The organism is Alteromonas sp. AWJ4_197 (assembly GCF_056160285.1).
This window is the reverse complement of record NZ_JBSWWW010000002.1, coordinates 442,490-458,843: the sequence shown is the minus strand read 5'-3', so window position 1 is coordinate 458,843 and position 16,354 is coordinate 442,490. Positions and strand designations below refer to the sequence as shown.

Here is a 16,354-nt window from a genome sequence, read left to right as displayed (position 1 = left end):
TTTTTTAAGGAGAACATATGGCTTTATCAGATCCCATAAAAACAGCACTGGTTGTCAGCGCGCATTCTGCAGATTTCGTATGGCGGGCAGGTGGTGCTATAGCCGCTCACGTTCAGCAAGGCTGGCAGGTAAAAGTAGTGTGTCTTTCCTATGGTGAACGGGGAGAGTCAGCAAAATTATGGAAGCGTCCGGATATGACGTTGGAAAAAGTAAAAGCCGCGCGACAGGAAGAGGCACAGATGGCTGCTGATATACTCGGTGCTGACATCGAATTTTGGGATATCGGTGATTACCCTATGCGCGTAACTGATGAAACCCTCTTTCGCATGGTTGATTTGTATCAGACGCTGCAACCTGAATTCGTGTTGAGCCATTCAGTGGTCGACCCCTATAATTTTGACCATCCTCTCGCAATGCGGCTCGCGCAAGAGGCGAGAGTGACGGCGCAAGCTGCCGGATACAATACGCAGCAAAAAATTCTGGGTGCACCGCCGGTTTATGCGTTCGAACCTCATCAGACAGAACAGTGTGAATGGACGCCGAATACATTTTTAGATATTACCGGCGTGTGGGACAAGAAAAGGCAAGCCATTGAATGTATGGCCGGACAGGAACATTTATGGGCATATTATACCCGTGTGGCGCAGCAACGTGGGGTTCAGGCACAAAGGAACATTGGTATCGCAGCTAAGCGGAAAATTGAATATGCAGAGGGGTATATGAAGCTTACACCAACAGTGGTGGACGCGTTATAAAAAGACCCTCTGCTTTAAAAAAGAGCTAAACGAATACCACGACTTACTTCGACGTGAGTCGTGAAATTCTGAATTTATGCCTGCGATAGAATCTCTACCGGACCATGATTATCGCAGTGCCTGTTATACAGGTAATTAACGTGCTCATTATGTTCAGTTTGCCTTTCAGGAACACCTGCAATAATTCATAATGAGTACTCTACGAACACGAATAATTATAAATTCAAGAAAATCCGTCGTCTTACCTGACATCATTGACCACCGGTTTAGAGCAATTTGTTATGAATGCATCGAATGAGAAGCGTAAAGCTGGAATAAAATCTGTGACCGGGCTGGCAGAGATTGTCGACTACAGTTTCATCGAAGCGCTCACCCGCGATCCGCAGTCCACCGAATCTGGCGATGACTATCATCCCCGTCAGGTATTTTCAGGGCATTACGTACCCGTGAAACCGACGCCTATTGCAGAGCCGATTTGTATTGCACACAGTAAAGCACTTTTCGAAGAACTCGGGTTTGATGATGAGCTGGCAAAAGATATCGATTTTATCCGCTTATTTTCCGGCGATCTAAGCAACCAGCCTGCACCAATTCGTTCTACCGGATGGGCCACCGGCTATGCGCTGTCTATTTACGGCACCGAATATATTCAGCAGTGTCCGTTTCAAACCGGCAATGGTTATGGTGATGGCCGGGCAATTTCTGTGTTTGAGGTTAATGGTGAAAGCTCCCGGTTTGAAATGCAGCTGAAAGGCGCCGGGCCAACCCCTTATTGCCGGGGAGCCGATGGCAGGGCGGTGTTGCGCTCTAGCGTGCGTGAGTTTCTTGCTCAGGAATATATGCATGCCCTGGGGGTTCCCACGTCTCGTTCATTATGTTTGATAGCCTCGGCTACAGACACTGTGTACAGACCCTGGTATGAAGACAATTCCCGGAGCGCCGACCCCACCATGATGGTTGAAAACCCGGTAGCCATTTCTACCCGCGTTGCGCCCTCGTTCATTCGGGTGGGGCAACTTGAATTGTTTGCCCGTCGTGCCCGCAGTAATCAGCACCCTGAGGCGCTGGCAGAATTGCGTGCTTTGGTTGAGCACCTTATTGTCAGAGAATACAGCAAGGATATTCCCGCAGACCAGCCTCTCGAAGCGAAAGTTATTCAGTTGGCGGGCGCGTTTCAACACCGGCTGACTGACCTTATCGCGAACTGGATAAGAGTTGGTTACTGTCAGGGGAACTTTAATAGCGACAACTGTGCTGCTGGTGGCTTTACGCTGGATTATGGGCCGTTTGGCTTTTGTGAACCTTTCGACCCGTTTTTTCAGCCCTGGACCGGAGGCGGTGAGCACTTTTCATTTCTTAATCAGCCTGTGGCTGCGCAAAAGAATTTTTCCATGTTTTGTCAGTCGCTTGCCCCGCTATTATCAGGCAGTAAAGAGCTGGAGCAACTTGACGAGATCAATAAAAGTTTTGAGGCTGTCATGCAGGAAAAGCTGGACGCTATGTGGGCATCTAAACTGGGGTTAAATACAGTCGCTCCGGAGTTTGTCATTGAACTATTGAAACTGATGATGCAGACACCGGTAGACTACACACTGTTTTTCCGTGGGCTGTCATCATTACCCGTTGAATTCAGCGCGCTGAAAGAGAGCTTTTACAAGCCGTTATCCGAATCCCTGGAAGTAAAATGGGAGCAATGGTTCGAGAGTTGGAAAGCACAAGTCACACGATGCGAGGATGCAAGCACAGTATCTGAGCGAATGATGCAGGTTAATCCTAAGTTCGCCTGGCGGGAATGGTTGGTTGTGCCGGCCTACGAACAAGCAGCAGCCGGGGACTATTCCCTGATTAACGAATTACAAAACGTTTTTACTCACCCCTACAGTGAGCAAACCAGCGAGTTGGAAAGCAAATATTGTAAAAAACGACCTGAAGAATATTTATATGCAGGTGGCGTTTCCCACTATAGCTGTTCTTCATAGCATGCCAGAAAAATTTAGTAAAAAGCCGTGCGCACCAGGGTACGCACAGCTTGGTAATCTCTTACTACCTTGCAGTTGCCAGGGCTATTTAAGCAGGCTGATAGGGCAGCGATGATTGATGAAGAATAATACGCACTTTGCCGTCTTCGCATTGTTTAAACACGAAACTTTTGTTCACAAAAATGTGACTGTCATCAGCACCGATAAAATGCACATTACATTGAACAATGGCCAGGTCGCCATGAAGAATAAAGTCTTCTTTGCTATACCAAACCTTAACCCACGGCTTTAACTTGAACCCGCCATCATTAGGATAGTCACTGTTACCACCTACAAAGTAAGATAAAGCACCTTCTTTGGTGGGTCGGAAGGTTTGCTCTCCGAAAGTCAGGGTGGGTTTAAACAACACGTGCCCATTGTCATAATCGTAATTATCAGTAAGCACCTGGTTTGAAAACGCTGCCGCGTCACCACCTTCAGCATGGACTTTGCCTACTTTTACAACGTTATCACACCAGGTTTGTAGCGCTGTATGAACCATTTCTTGGTTAAACATGTTTGATAGTTCTCCGGTTTTAGACTTTGAAATGATGTATCTGCTCTGCATTAAATAAGGCAGTACATTAATTTCTGTCTTCTTTATTAAAGTTTAACATTCCATCTCTCCGGCGTTTTGCCACTTAAACTTCAGCAGGTATCAGTAAAAAGTAACAATTCTTTATGCCAGTATTGTTATAATATAACATTACGTTAGATAGATATTTATGGTAACTCGTAATAGTTTTTCTCAATGAGGGGATGCGTTATGAGTTGCATTCACTTTAAGTCGATTACTATAAATCCGGTAATAAATTCAAATGACTAAAGACTATTTCCGCAGCATAGAGTCATTATCTGACCAAACTGCGTTTCCACTTAGCGATGTTATCAGCGAGCTGGCATTTAACCAGGATGGGCTTATCCCGGTTATTACTCAGGATAGTGAAACGGATACAGTGCTCATGTTTGCCTGGATGAACAAAGAGGCCCTGATTCACACATTGGAAACCGGCAACGTCACCTACTGGTCCCGTTCACGTAAGCAGTTGTGGCTTAAAGGTGAAACAAGCGGACATACCCAATCGTTGGTCGGGCTATCCTTCGACTGCGACGGAGATTGCATTTTGTGTCGGGTTAAACAATCAGGTCCGGCTTGCCACACTGGCCGGCCGAATTGCTTTTACTTAGCTGTAAACAGAAAAAAACACGAAGTGGTTATTAACGGAGATCCTGCCTGATTCCGGCCACTATAGCGTGCATCTTTTGTAATTTTATATATCTTTTGGAGTTCAGTTTGTCTTCTCGTGTTATTCCCGATATTACTTCGGACACTTCATCTTCTTTGCATTCAACAATTCGCTGGGTTGGTATGGACGGTATTTCCATACCGCTAAATATTGCTTTAGCTAATGCAACGCAAACCGTTGCAGCTTCTTCTGATATCTATGTCAGTCTTGATGACCGCTCAGCAAAAGGCATACATATGTCCCGTTTGTATTCATGCATCAACGATTTTGCTGTTAAGGAGTATTCAAAAGAATCAATAGAAAGCTTGCTGGAAGATATGATTTCCAGCCAGCAGGGCCTTAGCAAAAGTGCCCGAATCAGTATCGACTTTTCTCTTACGCTAGAGAAACCCGCTCTGTTAAGTGGAAGGTCGGGATTTCAGGCTTACAGCATCTCACTAATTTCTGAGAAAAATGAGCAAGACTTTACGCATCAAATGCAATTAGCAATACCGTATTCCAGCACTTGCCCTTGCTCTACGTCGCTTTCTCAGCAATTGACAGCGGAAGCTGTTGATCGTGTTTTCTCTGAACCCTTGATAGAAAAAGCGCGACTTCTGACGTGGCTACAAGGGCCGGATGGTGCAACAGCAACACCCCACAGTCAGCGCTCCTTTGCGTATATTCATTTAACACTAAATGAACAAGCATGGCCGTGCCCGGATACGCTTATCTGGGCGCTCGAAGATGTGCTTGCCACCCCGGTGCAGACGGCAGTAAAGCGGATAGATGAACAGGAGTTTGCCCGTTTAAATGGGGCTAATCAGATGTTCTGTGAAGATGCAGCAAGAAAATTACAGATGTCTCTTAGCGCGATGGATTATGTGAATAAATTCTGGTGCAAAGTGGAGCATCAGGAAAGCTTGCATGCTCATAACGCTGTTGCCGTGGTTACCAGCGACTAAATACTCAATTTGTCCTAAGGCAAATGACAAGTAGAGCGGTGTGATTTAAAGCCCTTCCCGAAAAGGGAAGGGCGTAATCTCGCAAAAAACCTGGTTCTAGTTAATTAATTCGCGTTTTTAACCCTCTGCGAATAAGCAACGCTTCGGTTGTCGGTTCCTGACCACGGAATGCTTTGTAAGATTCCATAGGAGGGCGAGAATTTCCTGTGGCCAAAATATGTTTTCTGTACTGCATGCCGTTTTCCAGCTTCAAACCACCTTTTGTTTGCATGTAGGCAAATGCGTCGGCGGCCAGAATTTCACTCCACATGTAGGCGTAGTAGCCGGCAGAATAGCCTCCGCCCATAGAGTGAGAGAAGAATGCTGATTTGTAACGGGGTGGCACGTAATCAATATCTACACCGTGTTTGGTCAGAGCAGCTTGTTCAAATTTGTTGATGTTTGCAGGGATATTATCCGGCGTGATTGAGTGCCATTCCATATCGAGCAGGGCGGCAGACATGTATTCAAGCGTGTCGAAGCCCATGTTGAAGGTTCTGGAGCTGATCACTTTGTCTAATAAGTCTTTCGGGATAGGCTCGCCGGTTTGATAATGTTTTGCATAGTTTGCAATGACTTCCGGATACGCTGCCCAGTCTTCCTCAAAGGTTGAAGGGAATTCAACAAAATCTCTGGAAACATTTGTACCAGACAAGGACGGATATTTCACATCTGAGAGCATGCCGTGAACACCGTGGCCCATCTCATGAAACATGGTGGTGACGTTATCATAGCTAACCAGCGTAGGCTCGCCGTCCGGGGCCTTTTCAATATTCATAACATTCACTACAACCGGCTTTTTATTCAATAAATGCGATTGTCCGACAAATGAACTCATCCAGGCACCGCCCCGTTTTCCGTCGCGGGCAAAGTAATCAGCATAAAAAATGGCCAGACTTTTACCGTCGATATCGAAGAGTTCGTATGCTTTCACATCAGGGTGATAGACCGGAAGATCCGGACGTGGCTCGAAGCGGATACCAAACAATTTATTCATTGTGAAGAAAACGCCGTCTTCGAGCACCCGATCAAAATCGAAATATTGCTTTACCTGCTCTTCATCCAGATCATAACGGGCTTGCCGGACTTTCTCTGCATAGTACGCCCAGTCCCAGGGTTTAAGGGTAAAGTCGCTGCCTTCTGCATCAATCAGCTTTTGTATATCTGCCGCTTCTGCTTCAACATTTTTAACTACCTCAGGTACCATGCTGCCGAGCATGTCGTAAACTGCCTCAGGTGTCCCAGCCATTTGTTGTTCCAGGCTATAGCTCGCCCAATCTTTATATCCGAGGAGGTAAGCTTTTTGCGCGCGTAGTTCTGCTAGTCTGACAATTATTTGACTGTTGTCATTACTGCCAGATTGGGCACGAAATGCAGAAGTCTCCCAAATTTTTTGTCTTAATTCACGATTTTCAAGAGAGGCCAGAATGGGCTGTCGGGTCGTATTGGTGATTTTTATTTGATACTGGCCTTCATGGCCGTCTGCCGTCGCTGCATCCGCAGCAGCTTTCACTTGTCGCTCTGAAAGCCCTGCCAGCTTATTTTTATCATCAACGAGCACGGCAATCGCTTTCGTCTCTGCCAGCAGATTCTGTGAAAATTGAGTTGTTAGGGTAGAAAGTTCTTCGTTTATGTCTTTGATTTTATTCTTTTCCACTTCATTGAGTTTCGCACCGGCATGCACGAAACTCCCGTAGGTTTCTTCAAGAAGTCTCAGCGATTCTGTATCGAGTTTAAGTTCATCACGACGGTTGTAGAGAGTTTCAATCCGGCTGAACAATTGATGGTTCAGTGAGATACTGTCGCGATGTGCAGCCAGCCTTGGCGCCAATGTTTTCTGCAGTTCACGACGCTCTGCAGAACTATCCGTGCCCGCCAAATTGAAAAATATCCGGCTGGTGCGGGTAAGCAGAGTCCCGCTCTTTTCCATAGCAATAAGGGTATTGTCAAAACTCGCAGGCTGCGGATTTTTTGCAATTTCTTCAATTTCCTCGCTGTGCTGTTTCATGCCCTCTTCAAAGGCCGGGAGAAAATGGGCGTTATCGATTTTATCGAAAACCGGTGCCTCGTAAATTAACGGGCTAGCCTTGAATAAAGGGTTGTTCTGATTGTCTTCTTTAGTGCTTTCAACTGAAACGCCCTGTTGGCTGCCGGTATCTGAAGAGGGGGCTGGCGAACATCCTTGTAAGGCCAGAATTGAAGCCGTCATGGCGACGGCGATTAGTGTTTTTTTCATTTTTTTTCCTGTCGTTTGGATTTGTTATTTATTAAATAGGGTTTTATCGAAACGTAGGCGTGCAGCTGTTGCAGGCTTTACGCTTTGCCCGTCATAAACTTGCTGACCATTTACCCATGTGGCAGCTATTTTTGTGTTGAAGGTGTGTCCGTCAAAAGGTGTCCAGCCGCATTTGTACAGGGTGTTACTATGACTGACGGGCGTAGAGTCATTCGGGTTAACCAGGACTAAGTCGGCAAAATAGCCTTCGCGAATAAATCCCCGGTCAATGATGCCATAACGTTTAGCTGGATTATGTGCGGTTTTTTCCGCCACTTTCGTTATTGTCATACGTTCAGCCATAACATGGTCGAGAAGGGTAAGTAACGCATGCTGCACCAACGGTAGGCCTGCAGGGGCGCTCATATATGGAGCTTGCTTTTCAGCCAGGGTGTGAGGTGCATGATCGGTGGCAATAATATCGATTCGGTCGTCATAGATTGCTGCAATGAGTGCTTCTCTGTCGACAGCCGCTTTTATGGAAGGGTTACACTTTATCAGGTTGCCCTTTGCGGCATAGTCTTCTTCACTGAACCACAAATGATGAACACAAGCCTCCGCGGTAATACGTTTATTTTCTATCGGGCCAGGCTTAAAGAGCGACAGCTCTTTAGCTGTTGTTAAGTGCAATACGTGAAGATGGCTTTGATATTTCTCAGCCAGACTCACCGCATAAGACGACGATACGTAACAGGCTTCAACATCACGAATAACGGGGTGATGAATAATGGAAATGTCTGTTTGCTCAGCTTGCAGACGTTTGAGGTTACTTTCTATAACCGGGCCACTTTCACAATGCGTGACAATGATTCCGGGCGCTTCACGAAATATGGCTTCTAAAGCCTGTGGGTTCTCAACAAGCAGGTTACCGGTAGATGCTCCCATAAATACTTTCACACCGCAGTGCTTTGCGGGGTCGAGATGTTTGATTTGCTCAATGTTGTCTTCTGTAGCACCCAAATAAAACGAATAGTTTGCCAATGACTTTTCTCTGGCAATAGCGAATTTTTTCTCCAATGCATTAATTGTAGTGGTTGCCGGATTTACATTCGGCATTTCCATAAAGCTGGTAATGCCGCCCGCAACAGCCGCGGCTGACTCGGTGGCGATGGAGCCTTTTTCCGTTAAGCCAGGCTCTCGGAAGTGCACCTGATCATCAATCATTCCGGGAAGCAAATAGCCTCCTTGTCCATCTATTACAGCCTCCGGACCAGAGGGCGTAATGGTGTGGGCTATTTTTTCTATTCTGTCATTTTTAATAAGTACATCAGACGGATACTTACATCCCTCATTCACAATAGTGACATTTTTTATTAATGTAGAACTCAACACACTCTCCACTTTCTTTGCACGCCATCGCGATGAGTTTGAAATGATTGATATGTTATAATGTAACATTATTGGTATGGAATGCTCAATAAAAAGGGAATGGTGGTTAGCGCACTTGATGATGACGCCTGTAAACTCCAGTCGTCATCACCTGACTGCGCTTTAATGTGAAAGAATAGTGGCACTTACTACAGTTCCGGTGGTAGCGTTCTATCAGTTCAAATTAACCCCCGCAAAAGTACAAAATGAAACTGAATGAATACGGACAGCCTGTTGGCGATGCTTTGCCAGACTGGCGACCTGTGGAGCCGCCTGCAGCATTACGCATTGATGGCAAGTTTTGCTGTCTGGAACGTCTCGACGCACAACGTCATGCTGAAAGTCTCTTCCATGCTTTTCAGCAAAGTGATGACGTGCGGAGCTGGACCTATTTACCTTACGGACCGTTTGAGTCATTGCAGGAATACCGCGACTTTCTACTTAGCATACAGGCTAAAAAAGATCCTTATCACTTTGCCGTTATCGACAAAGTATCAGGTCATGCAGCCGGTACCGTTTCTCTGATGAGAATCGATGTGATAAATGGCGTAATCGAAACCGGCCATCTGGTTTACTCACCTTTGATGCAGCGCACGGCGATTTCTACAGAAGTGATGTCGTTACTGCTTGAATATGTGTTTATCACACTCGGATACCGCCGGCTGGAATGGAAATGCGATGCATTAAATGCCCCGTCCAGAGCAGCAGCGGAGCGCTTCGGCTTTACTTTTGAAGGCATTTTCCGGCAGATGCTGGTCTCACAGGGGCGAAACCGTGATACCGCATGGTATGCGATCCTGGATTACGAGTATGCAAAAATGCGGGCCGGATATGCAGCCTGGCTTGCGTCTGATAACTTCGATGCAGCAGGGCGACAAAAGCAAAGATTAGCTGAGTTTCTTCAAAACTAAAGGCATGTGCCTGATGGCTGTTTAAGTTCCTCCGTTTGCCGGGATTGATCCCGTAAAACAGAGACCGGTACATAAACTGGTAAAACTTCCCCTCGCCGGCAGGCGGAGAAGGGAAGCTTTTGAGATTCGGGGAATACCCCCTTACTAAACAGCTATCACAGCTGCTCTGATATACTGCCTGCACCGGAAGCACTGCGGGCGATGTTATCGGGCAAGGCATAAGCTATGACATAGTCACCCACCGGCGTTTCCATAAAATGGTGGCCGCCGGCCATGATCACCAGATACTCTTTGCCGTCCTGTTCATACACCATCGGATTGGCCTGAGCGCTGGTGGGAAGTTTATCCTGCCATACCGTGTCACCGGTATTAATGTCGATAGCACGGATAAGCCCGTCAGTGGCTGCCGCAATGAAAATCAAATCACCGGCTGTCACCACTGCACCACCGTTGTTTGGTGTGCCGATATTGATTGGCAGGTGAGAGGCAATACCGAACGGACCATTGTTACGGGCGGTACCAAGAGGTCTGTCCCACAGGGTTTTGCCGGTAGCGATATCAATGGCACGTATCCCACCGTAAGGCGGTTCTTTACACAACAACCCGGTAAATGGCAGGCGCCAGCCAGCATTCACATCAATACCGTAGGGCGTGCCTACCTGTGGATCGCCTGCACCTTCAGCGCCGCCTGCCGGTCCACCGAACTTTTCATTCTCTTCTGCACGGGTCAGCCAGCCTTCTTTATCAACCACATCCCGGGGAACCAGTGTGTTATACATGGGCATATCATTGTAATTGGCAATCATAACGCCACGCTCAGGGTCGATAGCTACACTTCCCCAGTCAGAACCGCCATTGTAGCTGGGATACTGGATCCAGCGTTGATTGACAGTGGGAGGCGTATACATACCGTCATAAGCGGCTTCCTGAAACTGTATGCGGCATGCCAGTTGATCAAATGGAGTGATCCCCCACATATCCTGCGCTGTCAGCGGTGGTTTGCGCAAAGCGTGATATTCACTTACCGGCTGCGTGGCTGAGCGCTCTTCCGGCTCCACACCACCCTGAGCCACAGGTTTTTCAGTCACCCCGGTGAGAGGCTCGCCTGTTCTGCGGTCAAGCACATACAAATCGCCCTGTTTGGATGGCAGCATCAACGCAGGCACTGTACCGTTTTCAACAGGGAAGTCGAGCAGAGTGACCTGTGAACCTAAGTCATAATCCCACACATCGGCATGTACGGTCTGAAAATGCCAGACGGGCTTGCCGGTGTTTACATCAATAGCAACCAGTGAGCTGGAATATTCATGCTCTTCTTTGCGGCGCATGGAGCTGTAGTAATCAGCAGTTGAGTTACCCATAGGCAAATAAACCAGACCAAGTTTGTTGTCGCCCGTACCTGTAGTCCACATGTTCGGTGTACCTCGGGTATAGGTTTCACCCTCAGGAGGAATGGTGTCTATGTCCGGGCGAACCATATCCCATGCCCATTTCAGTTCGCCGGTCACTGCATCGTAGGCCTTAATGACGCCGGACGGTTCGTAGCGGGCTTGTCCGTCGATAACCTGATGGCCGGTGATAATCACTCCCTGAACAATGTTAGGTACACCGGTAATGGCTACGTAACCGTCGGGTGTTTCTCCCATATGCTCCTTGATGCTTACCTGGCCGTGGTCGCCAAAATCTTCGCAAGGTTTGCCGGTATCCGCATCCACTTCGATAATACGGCCGTCCAGGGTGCCTTCGACAATGCGGGCTTTACAGGTTGTCTGCCCTTCTGTCATCGCACTGGCCGGTGTTTCGTAGTACGCCACTCCGCGGCAGGCAGCAGTGTAAGGAATATCTTTTTGATCCAGTCCGGCATCGTACTTCCAGATTTGCTTCCCGGTTTTACTATCCAGTGCAAACATATTGTTCAGGCCTGAGCACAGATAAAGCCGGTCGTTCACTTTGATAGGCGTGGTTTCCGCTCCCCAGCTTTTTACATCCATCTCGCCGGTTCTGAACTCCCAGGCTCGGGTGAGTCCGGATACGTTACCTGTATTAATTTGTGTGAGGGGAGAGTACCGGGTAGCAGCATTATCGCGTCCGTAGGCCGGCCAGTCTCCGCTGGCAGGTTGATCCGCTTTATCAATCTGACCGGTGTAAGTTGAAAAAGAGGTTTTTGCCGTAGCGGGAACGGCATCGTATTGATTAAAGCCGTAGGGAACAAAAGCGAGGGCAAAGGCTACAACAAAAATTGCCACAGATGCGCCGGCATACGTGTAAGACAACGTCTTACTGAATGGTTGTTTTAACCGGGTCATGGTTAAGGCGACCAGGAGTGCCAGCACCATCACCACATCAAGCCTGGGTACCCAGCGCCAGTAGTCCGGGCCGGATTCCCATGCGGACCATAAAACAGTGCCCAGCACAACCAGGCCATACATCCACACACCGGCACGTGATTGTCGGGCCAGAAGAAAAGCAGATATCAGCATGCCAATACCTGCAAGAAGATAGTACCAGCTGCCACCTGCGGCAGCGAGCCAGCCACCGCCAACAAGCAATGGCAGACCGCATAAAACCAGCAGGGAAGACACAAATAATGTGTACTTGCTGGCAGAAGTCTGACTGGAAGTCGTCACAGTAAAATCCTTCTTAAAAATTGTAAGAAAAGGCCTCTGATGCAGAGGTCTGAAACAGGGCGCGCACAGAACGACGCGAACGGGAAGCGGGCTGCGCATTCAGATGTTGCGGTTGCCCGTTACAATTTTCGTTACGGCATGGCGGTGTTTTGGTTCAGCGGGCAGGTAAGAGATAGATGATCAGTCCGGTTATTACGCTTAACAGCATCTATACGACTAATAGCTTATATCGTGGTGTTATCTAAATGTTAATCAAAGGTTCTCGTTGTTACTTCTTTTCTGTGCTTTGTTAACGCAGGTTTCCCCGTTGCTCATTGTTCGGCGACGACCATTTATGTCCTTTAATGTTTGTTTTATGTTTATTTTTTCAAGTTATATTAACAATTGGCGGGTGGTGTTTGTTCTAGGATGGCTTTTTTCTTAAGCCAGACATGCGGAGAAAGTATGGGATCAGGTAGCGGGTTTACAAAACCATCTTCAAATCATCAACAGCCTTCAACTTCAGAATACGCAGAACAACACAAGCCTTCTTCAGAGTTTTCAAGCCGGGATGAATACCTTGAGCATGAGTTACAAATCATGTCTCCCAAAAGGTGGCGGCCGAATTTGCCATTCAGGGATTATCGCTTTGAGTGGGAAGACACGATTCCGGCACTCGCCGGCACCATTGGTAAGGTGGTGATGGTAGGTGCCATTGCTGCCACGTTTGCCGGTCAGTTGGGGCTTGGCGATGCATTTATCCTGGAGAACGTGCGTTACGAGCTGGTGATTGTGGCGTTCTTCATTTTACTGTTTTCCGGCTTTTTACTGCCCACCGCAAACCTTGCCGGTACTCACGGCCCGCTTATTCCGCTTATCCCTATTGTGGTTGCAGCCGGCGGACATCCCATGGCATTCGGACTGCTCATCGGGATCTTCGGCATGCTGCTGGCCATCAGTAAAGGCGGAAGTTTGCTGGCTAACCTGACCAGTAAAGGGGTGTGCGGGGGACTCCTGCTGTATCTGGGGTTCATCGGCACTACCTCGCAGGTGAAAAAGCTGTTTGCATGGGCGCAGGGCATAGACATGGCGCACATTGCCTTTGTGGTAATACTCAGCACAATTGTACTCTATGCCTTACTTGAGCACTGGAAGAAGCGCTGGCTGGCAGTGCCGCTCAGTTGTCTGCTTGGCGGCGGGCTGGCCTTTTTGCTGGGCGCACCGTTTGAGTTTCATACCTCTCCGGGGTTACCAAATATGAATCCGGCGTACTGGTGGGGAGAAAACACCGGCTGGATGCTGGGCTTGCCGGGTATTGAGCAGTTCATTGTGGTCCTGCCTTTCGCAGTACTGGCTGTGGCAATGTGGTCACCGGACTTTCTGGGACATCAGGTGTTTCAGAAAATCAGCTATCCGGCAAAAACTGAAAAAGTACAGATGAACATTGATGACACCATGGTGAGTGCAGCCACCCGTCAGGTAGCCGGTTCACTCATGGGAGGCGCTAACTTCACCTCTTCCTGGGGGACGTACATTGTTCCTGCTGCTATTGCTAAACGTCCGATTCCCGCCGGTGCTATCTTGACGGCGCTGTTCTGTGTTGCTGCAGGGCTTCTGGGTTATCCCATGGATCTTGCAATCTGGGAGCCTGTGCTTTGTGTAGCACTGATTGTGGGCGTATTTGTGCCGTTACTTGAAGCGGGCATGGAAATGACCAGAGAAGGCAAAACCACCCAGTCGGCAGCCATCGTGGTATTTGCCTCATCACTGGTGAACCCTGCATTCGGCTGGTCACTTACCATGTTACTGGACAATCTGGGCTTAATCGGATGTAAAGAACGCAGCGCGGAACTGTCAAAAATGAACCGCTGGATCATTCCCGGCATCATGTTCGTTGTTCTGACCGGTGTTATGGCGCTCGTTGGTTTGCTACCCGGCATTCCGGCTATTTTGAATCACGGCTGATTAATCTGCTGACGGTCGTTTTGCCTTTGTCTGCCGCTGGGGCAAACTCATCACAACGCCGAACCCGCTGTGAGTACACAGCGGGTTATCGATGAACCAGAGCTTGCCATAGTGAAGGGATGTGACAGCACTGACCATGGACAAGCCCAGGCCATTGCCGGGCGTTGTACGGCTTTGCTCTGCGCGGTAAAAGCGCCGGTCGAGGTTTTCAAATTCGCGGGGAGGAAGGCCTTTCCCGGAATCAAAAACAGCGATGATGATCCGGTGTGAGGTTTTCATCAGGTTAACTTCAATACGGCAGTTATTTTTGGCGTGTTTCAGACTGTTATCCAGCAAATTGCTCAATGCCTGAAACAGCAGGTGCATATCACCTTCAATTTCAACGGGCTCAATATTGCAGGTCAGAGATACCTGCTGATCTTCCACCAGAGGTTCGTATAAATCCACCACATCGGCAACAACAGTATGCAGGGCCACGTTGTCGAATCCGGCACGCTGCCGCTCACTTTCCACGTCGGCAATACGTAGCAGGCCGTTAAAAATAGCCAGAAGGTTGTCGGCTTCAGCCAGCGCCTCGTCCCGTAACTCCCCTTCATCCATGCGTTCCAGTTTGCTGCGTAAGCGGGAAAGCGGGGTACGCAAATCGTGGGCGATATTGTCTGAAACCTGTTTGATATTTTTGACTGAGTTTTCAATCTTATCCAGAGTTTTGTTAAACACGATTGCCAGTTTGCTTAAATCATCCCAGTTGCTGTCGATTTCCATGCGGGCACTGAGATCGCCGGTATCCATAATGTCGCTGGCCGTGTGCGACATGCGGTTGATTCTGTTGACCACATACAGGGCAACACCGAAGCTGAGTGCTGCAATCATCACCAGCATGACGGCGAAGATCCAGCCAAGAGCACGGCCAATTTTTTGTTTGCTGTACAGCGCTTCAACGTTGCGGGCTATAAAGATCTTATGATTGCCCAGGGTCACTACATCGTACAACAGGTTGCTGGCGTCCGGATTTTCTGTGCGCAGAGACATGTCTTCACGGAGATAATCAGGTAGCGACACCGGTACTATTGCCGGCACTGTGTCAGTGGTCAGCGGGGGAAGTTTCGACAGGTTTCCGGCCAGAATGGTGTTGTCCGGCCCGAGCAATGCAAGGAGCGAGTCGTTGTCAGAACTGGCTGCACGACCTTCAAGGCTTGTGGTGAGGGCGCTAAGTCCGCCCTGTGCGTAAATTTCACCAAAAGCAAAACGTTCTGCGGCAAGGGCTGCGCGGGCTTCTGTAAGCAGTTTGTCGTCGTCCGACAACGACCAGAAATAAAGAATAAATAAAATGCCCGCAGAAGACAGGGCGGTAAATAATGCGCCTACCCTGAAGCTGGAACTGCGGGTAAACGCACCAATTGCTATCAAGCGATACCCTCTGAAATGCGGTAACCGGTACCGCGAACAGTTTCGATGAGGGGGATATTAAACGTTTTATCTACTTTTTGTCGTAACCGGCTGATATGAACGTCTATTAAATTGGTTTGCGGATCGAAGTGATAATTCCATACCCGTTCCAGCAACATGCTGCGGGTCACCACTTTTCCGCGGTTTCTCAGCAAACATTCAAGTAGCTGGAATTCTTTGGCCTGCAAATCGATTTCCGTTTCGCCACGGGTTACTTTTCGGCGCAGCAAATCCAGGGTCAGGTCGCCCACTGATAATTCCGTTTCTTTCGCGCTGGTGGCAGTGCGGCCGGTTAAGCCTTCAGCCCGCGCCAGCAGCTCTTCAATGGCAAAGGGTTTGGTGAGGTAATCATTTGCGCCTGAGCGCAAGCCCCGCACCTTATCATCAACCTGACTCTTGGCACTTAAAAGCAGTACCGGTAAACCGGAAGACGAAGAACGGATGTTGTCCAACACCGTAAAGCCGTCCATCTCAGGTAACATGATATCTAAAATGACCAGATCGAATTGCTCATCAAGGGCACGGTTCAGTCCGCTTTTACCGTCACTTTGATGAAAGCATTCATGTCCGGCCGACTCAAGACCATTGCGGATGTGATCTGCAACGGTGTGATCATCTTCAATTATTAATGCTCTCATACGTGTGGTTCTACCATCAGAAATGTCAGTAACTAATACGCCATAAACGTACTTGCCTGATCACCAGAATAATCGATTTCCAGTTAAATTTAGTCTTTATGACAATCTTTTAATGATAGCAGACTGTGAGAAACTGATG

General features: G+C 48.3%; 12 protein-coding genes. 6 read left to right on the top strand and 6 right to left on the bottom strand.

Going from position 1 to position 16,354, the window contains the following annotated elements:
* Positions 1–17: 17 nt before the first annotated feature.
* Both ACXAGC_RS05425 and ACXAGC_RS05420 read left to right on the top strand, forming a co-directional pair.
* Positions 18–755, top strand: a complete 738-nt coding sequence (locus tag ACXAGC_RS05425; protein ID WP_474843085.1) for a PIG-L deacetylase family protein — start codon at positions 18–20, stop codon at positions 753–755.
* Between the two features lie 281 nt (positions 756–1,036).
* On the top strand, positions 1,037–2,734 hold the full coding sequence (locus ACXAGC_RS05420; protein WP_474843083.1) for a protein adenylyltransferase SelO: 1,698 nt from the start codon (positions 1,037–1,039) through the stop codon (positions 2,732–2,734).
* A gap of 88 nt (positions 2,735–2,822) precedes the next feature.
* On the opposite strand, the gene ACXAGC_RS05415 is transcribed toward ACXAGC_RS05420, so the two are convergent.
* On the bottom strand, positions 2,823–3,290 hold the full coding sequence (locus ACXAGC_RS05415; protein WP_474837095.1) for a hypothetical protein: 468 nt from the start codon (positions 3,288–3,290) through the stop codon (positions 2,823–2,825).
* 301 nt (positions 3,291–3,591) lie between these two features.
* Here ACXAGC_RS05415 and hisI point away from each other — a divergent pair, with 301 nt between their 5' ends.
* The gene (hisI, locus tag ACXAGC_RS05410) at positions 3,592–4,011 is read left to right on the top strand and encodes a phosphoribosyl-AMP cyclohydrolase (RefSeq protein WP_474843081.1); all 420 of its coding nucleotides are present in this window, start codon (positions 3,592–3,594) and stop codon (positions 4,009–4,011) included.
* 56 nt (positions 4,012–4,067) lie between these two features.
* Positions 4,068–4,964, top strand: coding sequence for a GTP cyclohydrolase FolE2 (gene folE2, locus ACXAGC_RS05405; protein ID WP_474843078.1), 897 nt, complete (start codon positions 4,068–4,070; stop codon positions 4,962–4,964).
* A gap of 100 nt (positions 4,965–5,064) precedes the next feature.
* Here the strand turns inward: folE2 and ACXAGC_RS05400 are convergent, their stop codons facing one another.
* Both ACXAGC_RS05400 and ACXAGC_RS05395 read right to left on the bottom strand, forming a co-directional pair.
* Positions 5,065–7,239, bottom strand: coding sequence for a M3 family metallopeptidase (locus ACXAGC_RS05400; protein WP_474843076.1), 2,175 nt, complete (start codon positions 7,237–7,239; stop codon positions 5,065–5,067).
* Positions 7,240–7,263: 24 nt separating this feature from the next.
* Complete coding sequence (locus ACXAGC_RS05395; RefSeq protein ID WP_474843074.1) at positions 7,264–8,607, bottom strand: dihydroorotase; 1,344 nt, start codon at positions 8,605–8,607, stop codon at positions 7,264–7,266.
* A 245-nt stretch (positions 8,608–8,852) separates the two neighbouring features.
* Between ACXAGC_RS05395 and ACXAGC_RS05390 the strand changes: the two genes are divergently transcribed.
* The gene (locus ACXAGC_RS05390) at positions 8,853–9,557 is read left to right on the top strand and encodes a GNAT family N-acetyltransferase (protein WP_474843072.1); all 705 of its coding nucleotides are present in this window, start codon (positions 8,853–8,855) and stop codon (positions 9,555–9,557) included.
* A gap of 155 nt (positions 9,558–9,712) precedes the next feature.
* On the opposite strand, the gene ACXAGC_RS05385 is transcribed toward ACXAGC_RS05390, so the two are convergent.
* On the bottom strand, positions 9,713–12,184 hold the full coding sequence (locus ACXAGC_RS05385; RefSeq protein ID WP_474843070.1) for a membrane-bound PQQ-dependent dehydrogenase, glucose/quinate/shikimate family: 2,472 nt from the start codon (positions 12,182–12,184) through the stop codon (positions 9,713–9,715).
* 444 nt (positions 12,185–12,628) lie between these two features.
* On the opposite strand from ACXAGC_RS05385, the gene ACXAGC_RS05380 reads away from it, so the two are divergent.
* Entirely contained in the window at positions 12,629–14,128 is a 1,500-nt protein-coding gene (locus tag ACXAGC_RS05380) for a DUF3360 family protein (protein WP_474843068.1), read from the top strand.
* On the opposite strand, the gene ACXAGC_RS05375 is transcribed toward ACXAGC_RS05380, so the two are convergent.
* Both ACXAGC_RS05375 and ACXAGC_RS05370 read right to left on the bottom strand, forming a co-directional pair.
* The gene (locus tag ACXAGC_RS05375) at positions 14,129–15,538 is read right to left on the bottom strand and encodes a HAMP domain-containing sensor histidine kinase (protein ID WP_474843066.1); all 1,410 of its coding nucleotides are present in this window, start codon (positions 15,536–15,538) and stop codon (positions 14,129–14,131) included.
* Positions 15,535–16,215: a response regulator transcription factor gene (locus ACXAGC_RS05370; RefSeq protein ID WP_303572813.1), complete on the bottom strand. Its 681-nt coding sequence runs from the start codon at positions 16,213–16,215 to the stop codon at positions 15,535–15,537. The genes ACXAGC_RS05375 and ACXAGC_RS05370 overlap by 4 nt, the downstream gene beginning before the upstream one ends.
* Between the last annotated feature and the right edge of the window lie 139 nt (positions 16,216–16,354).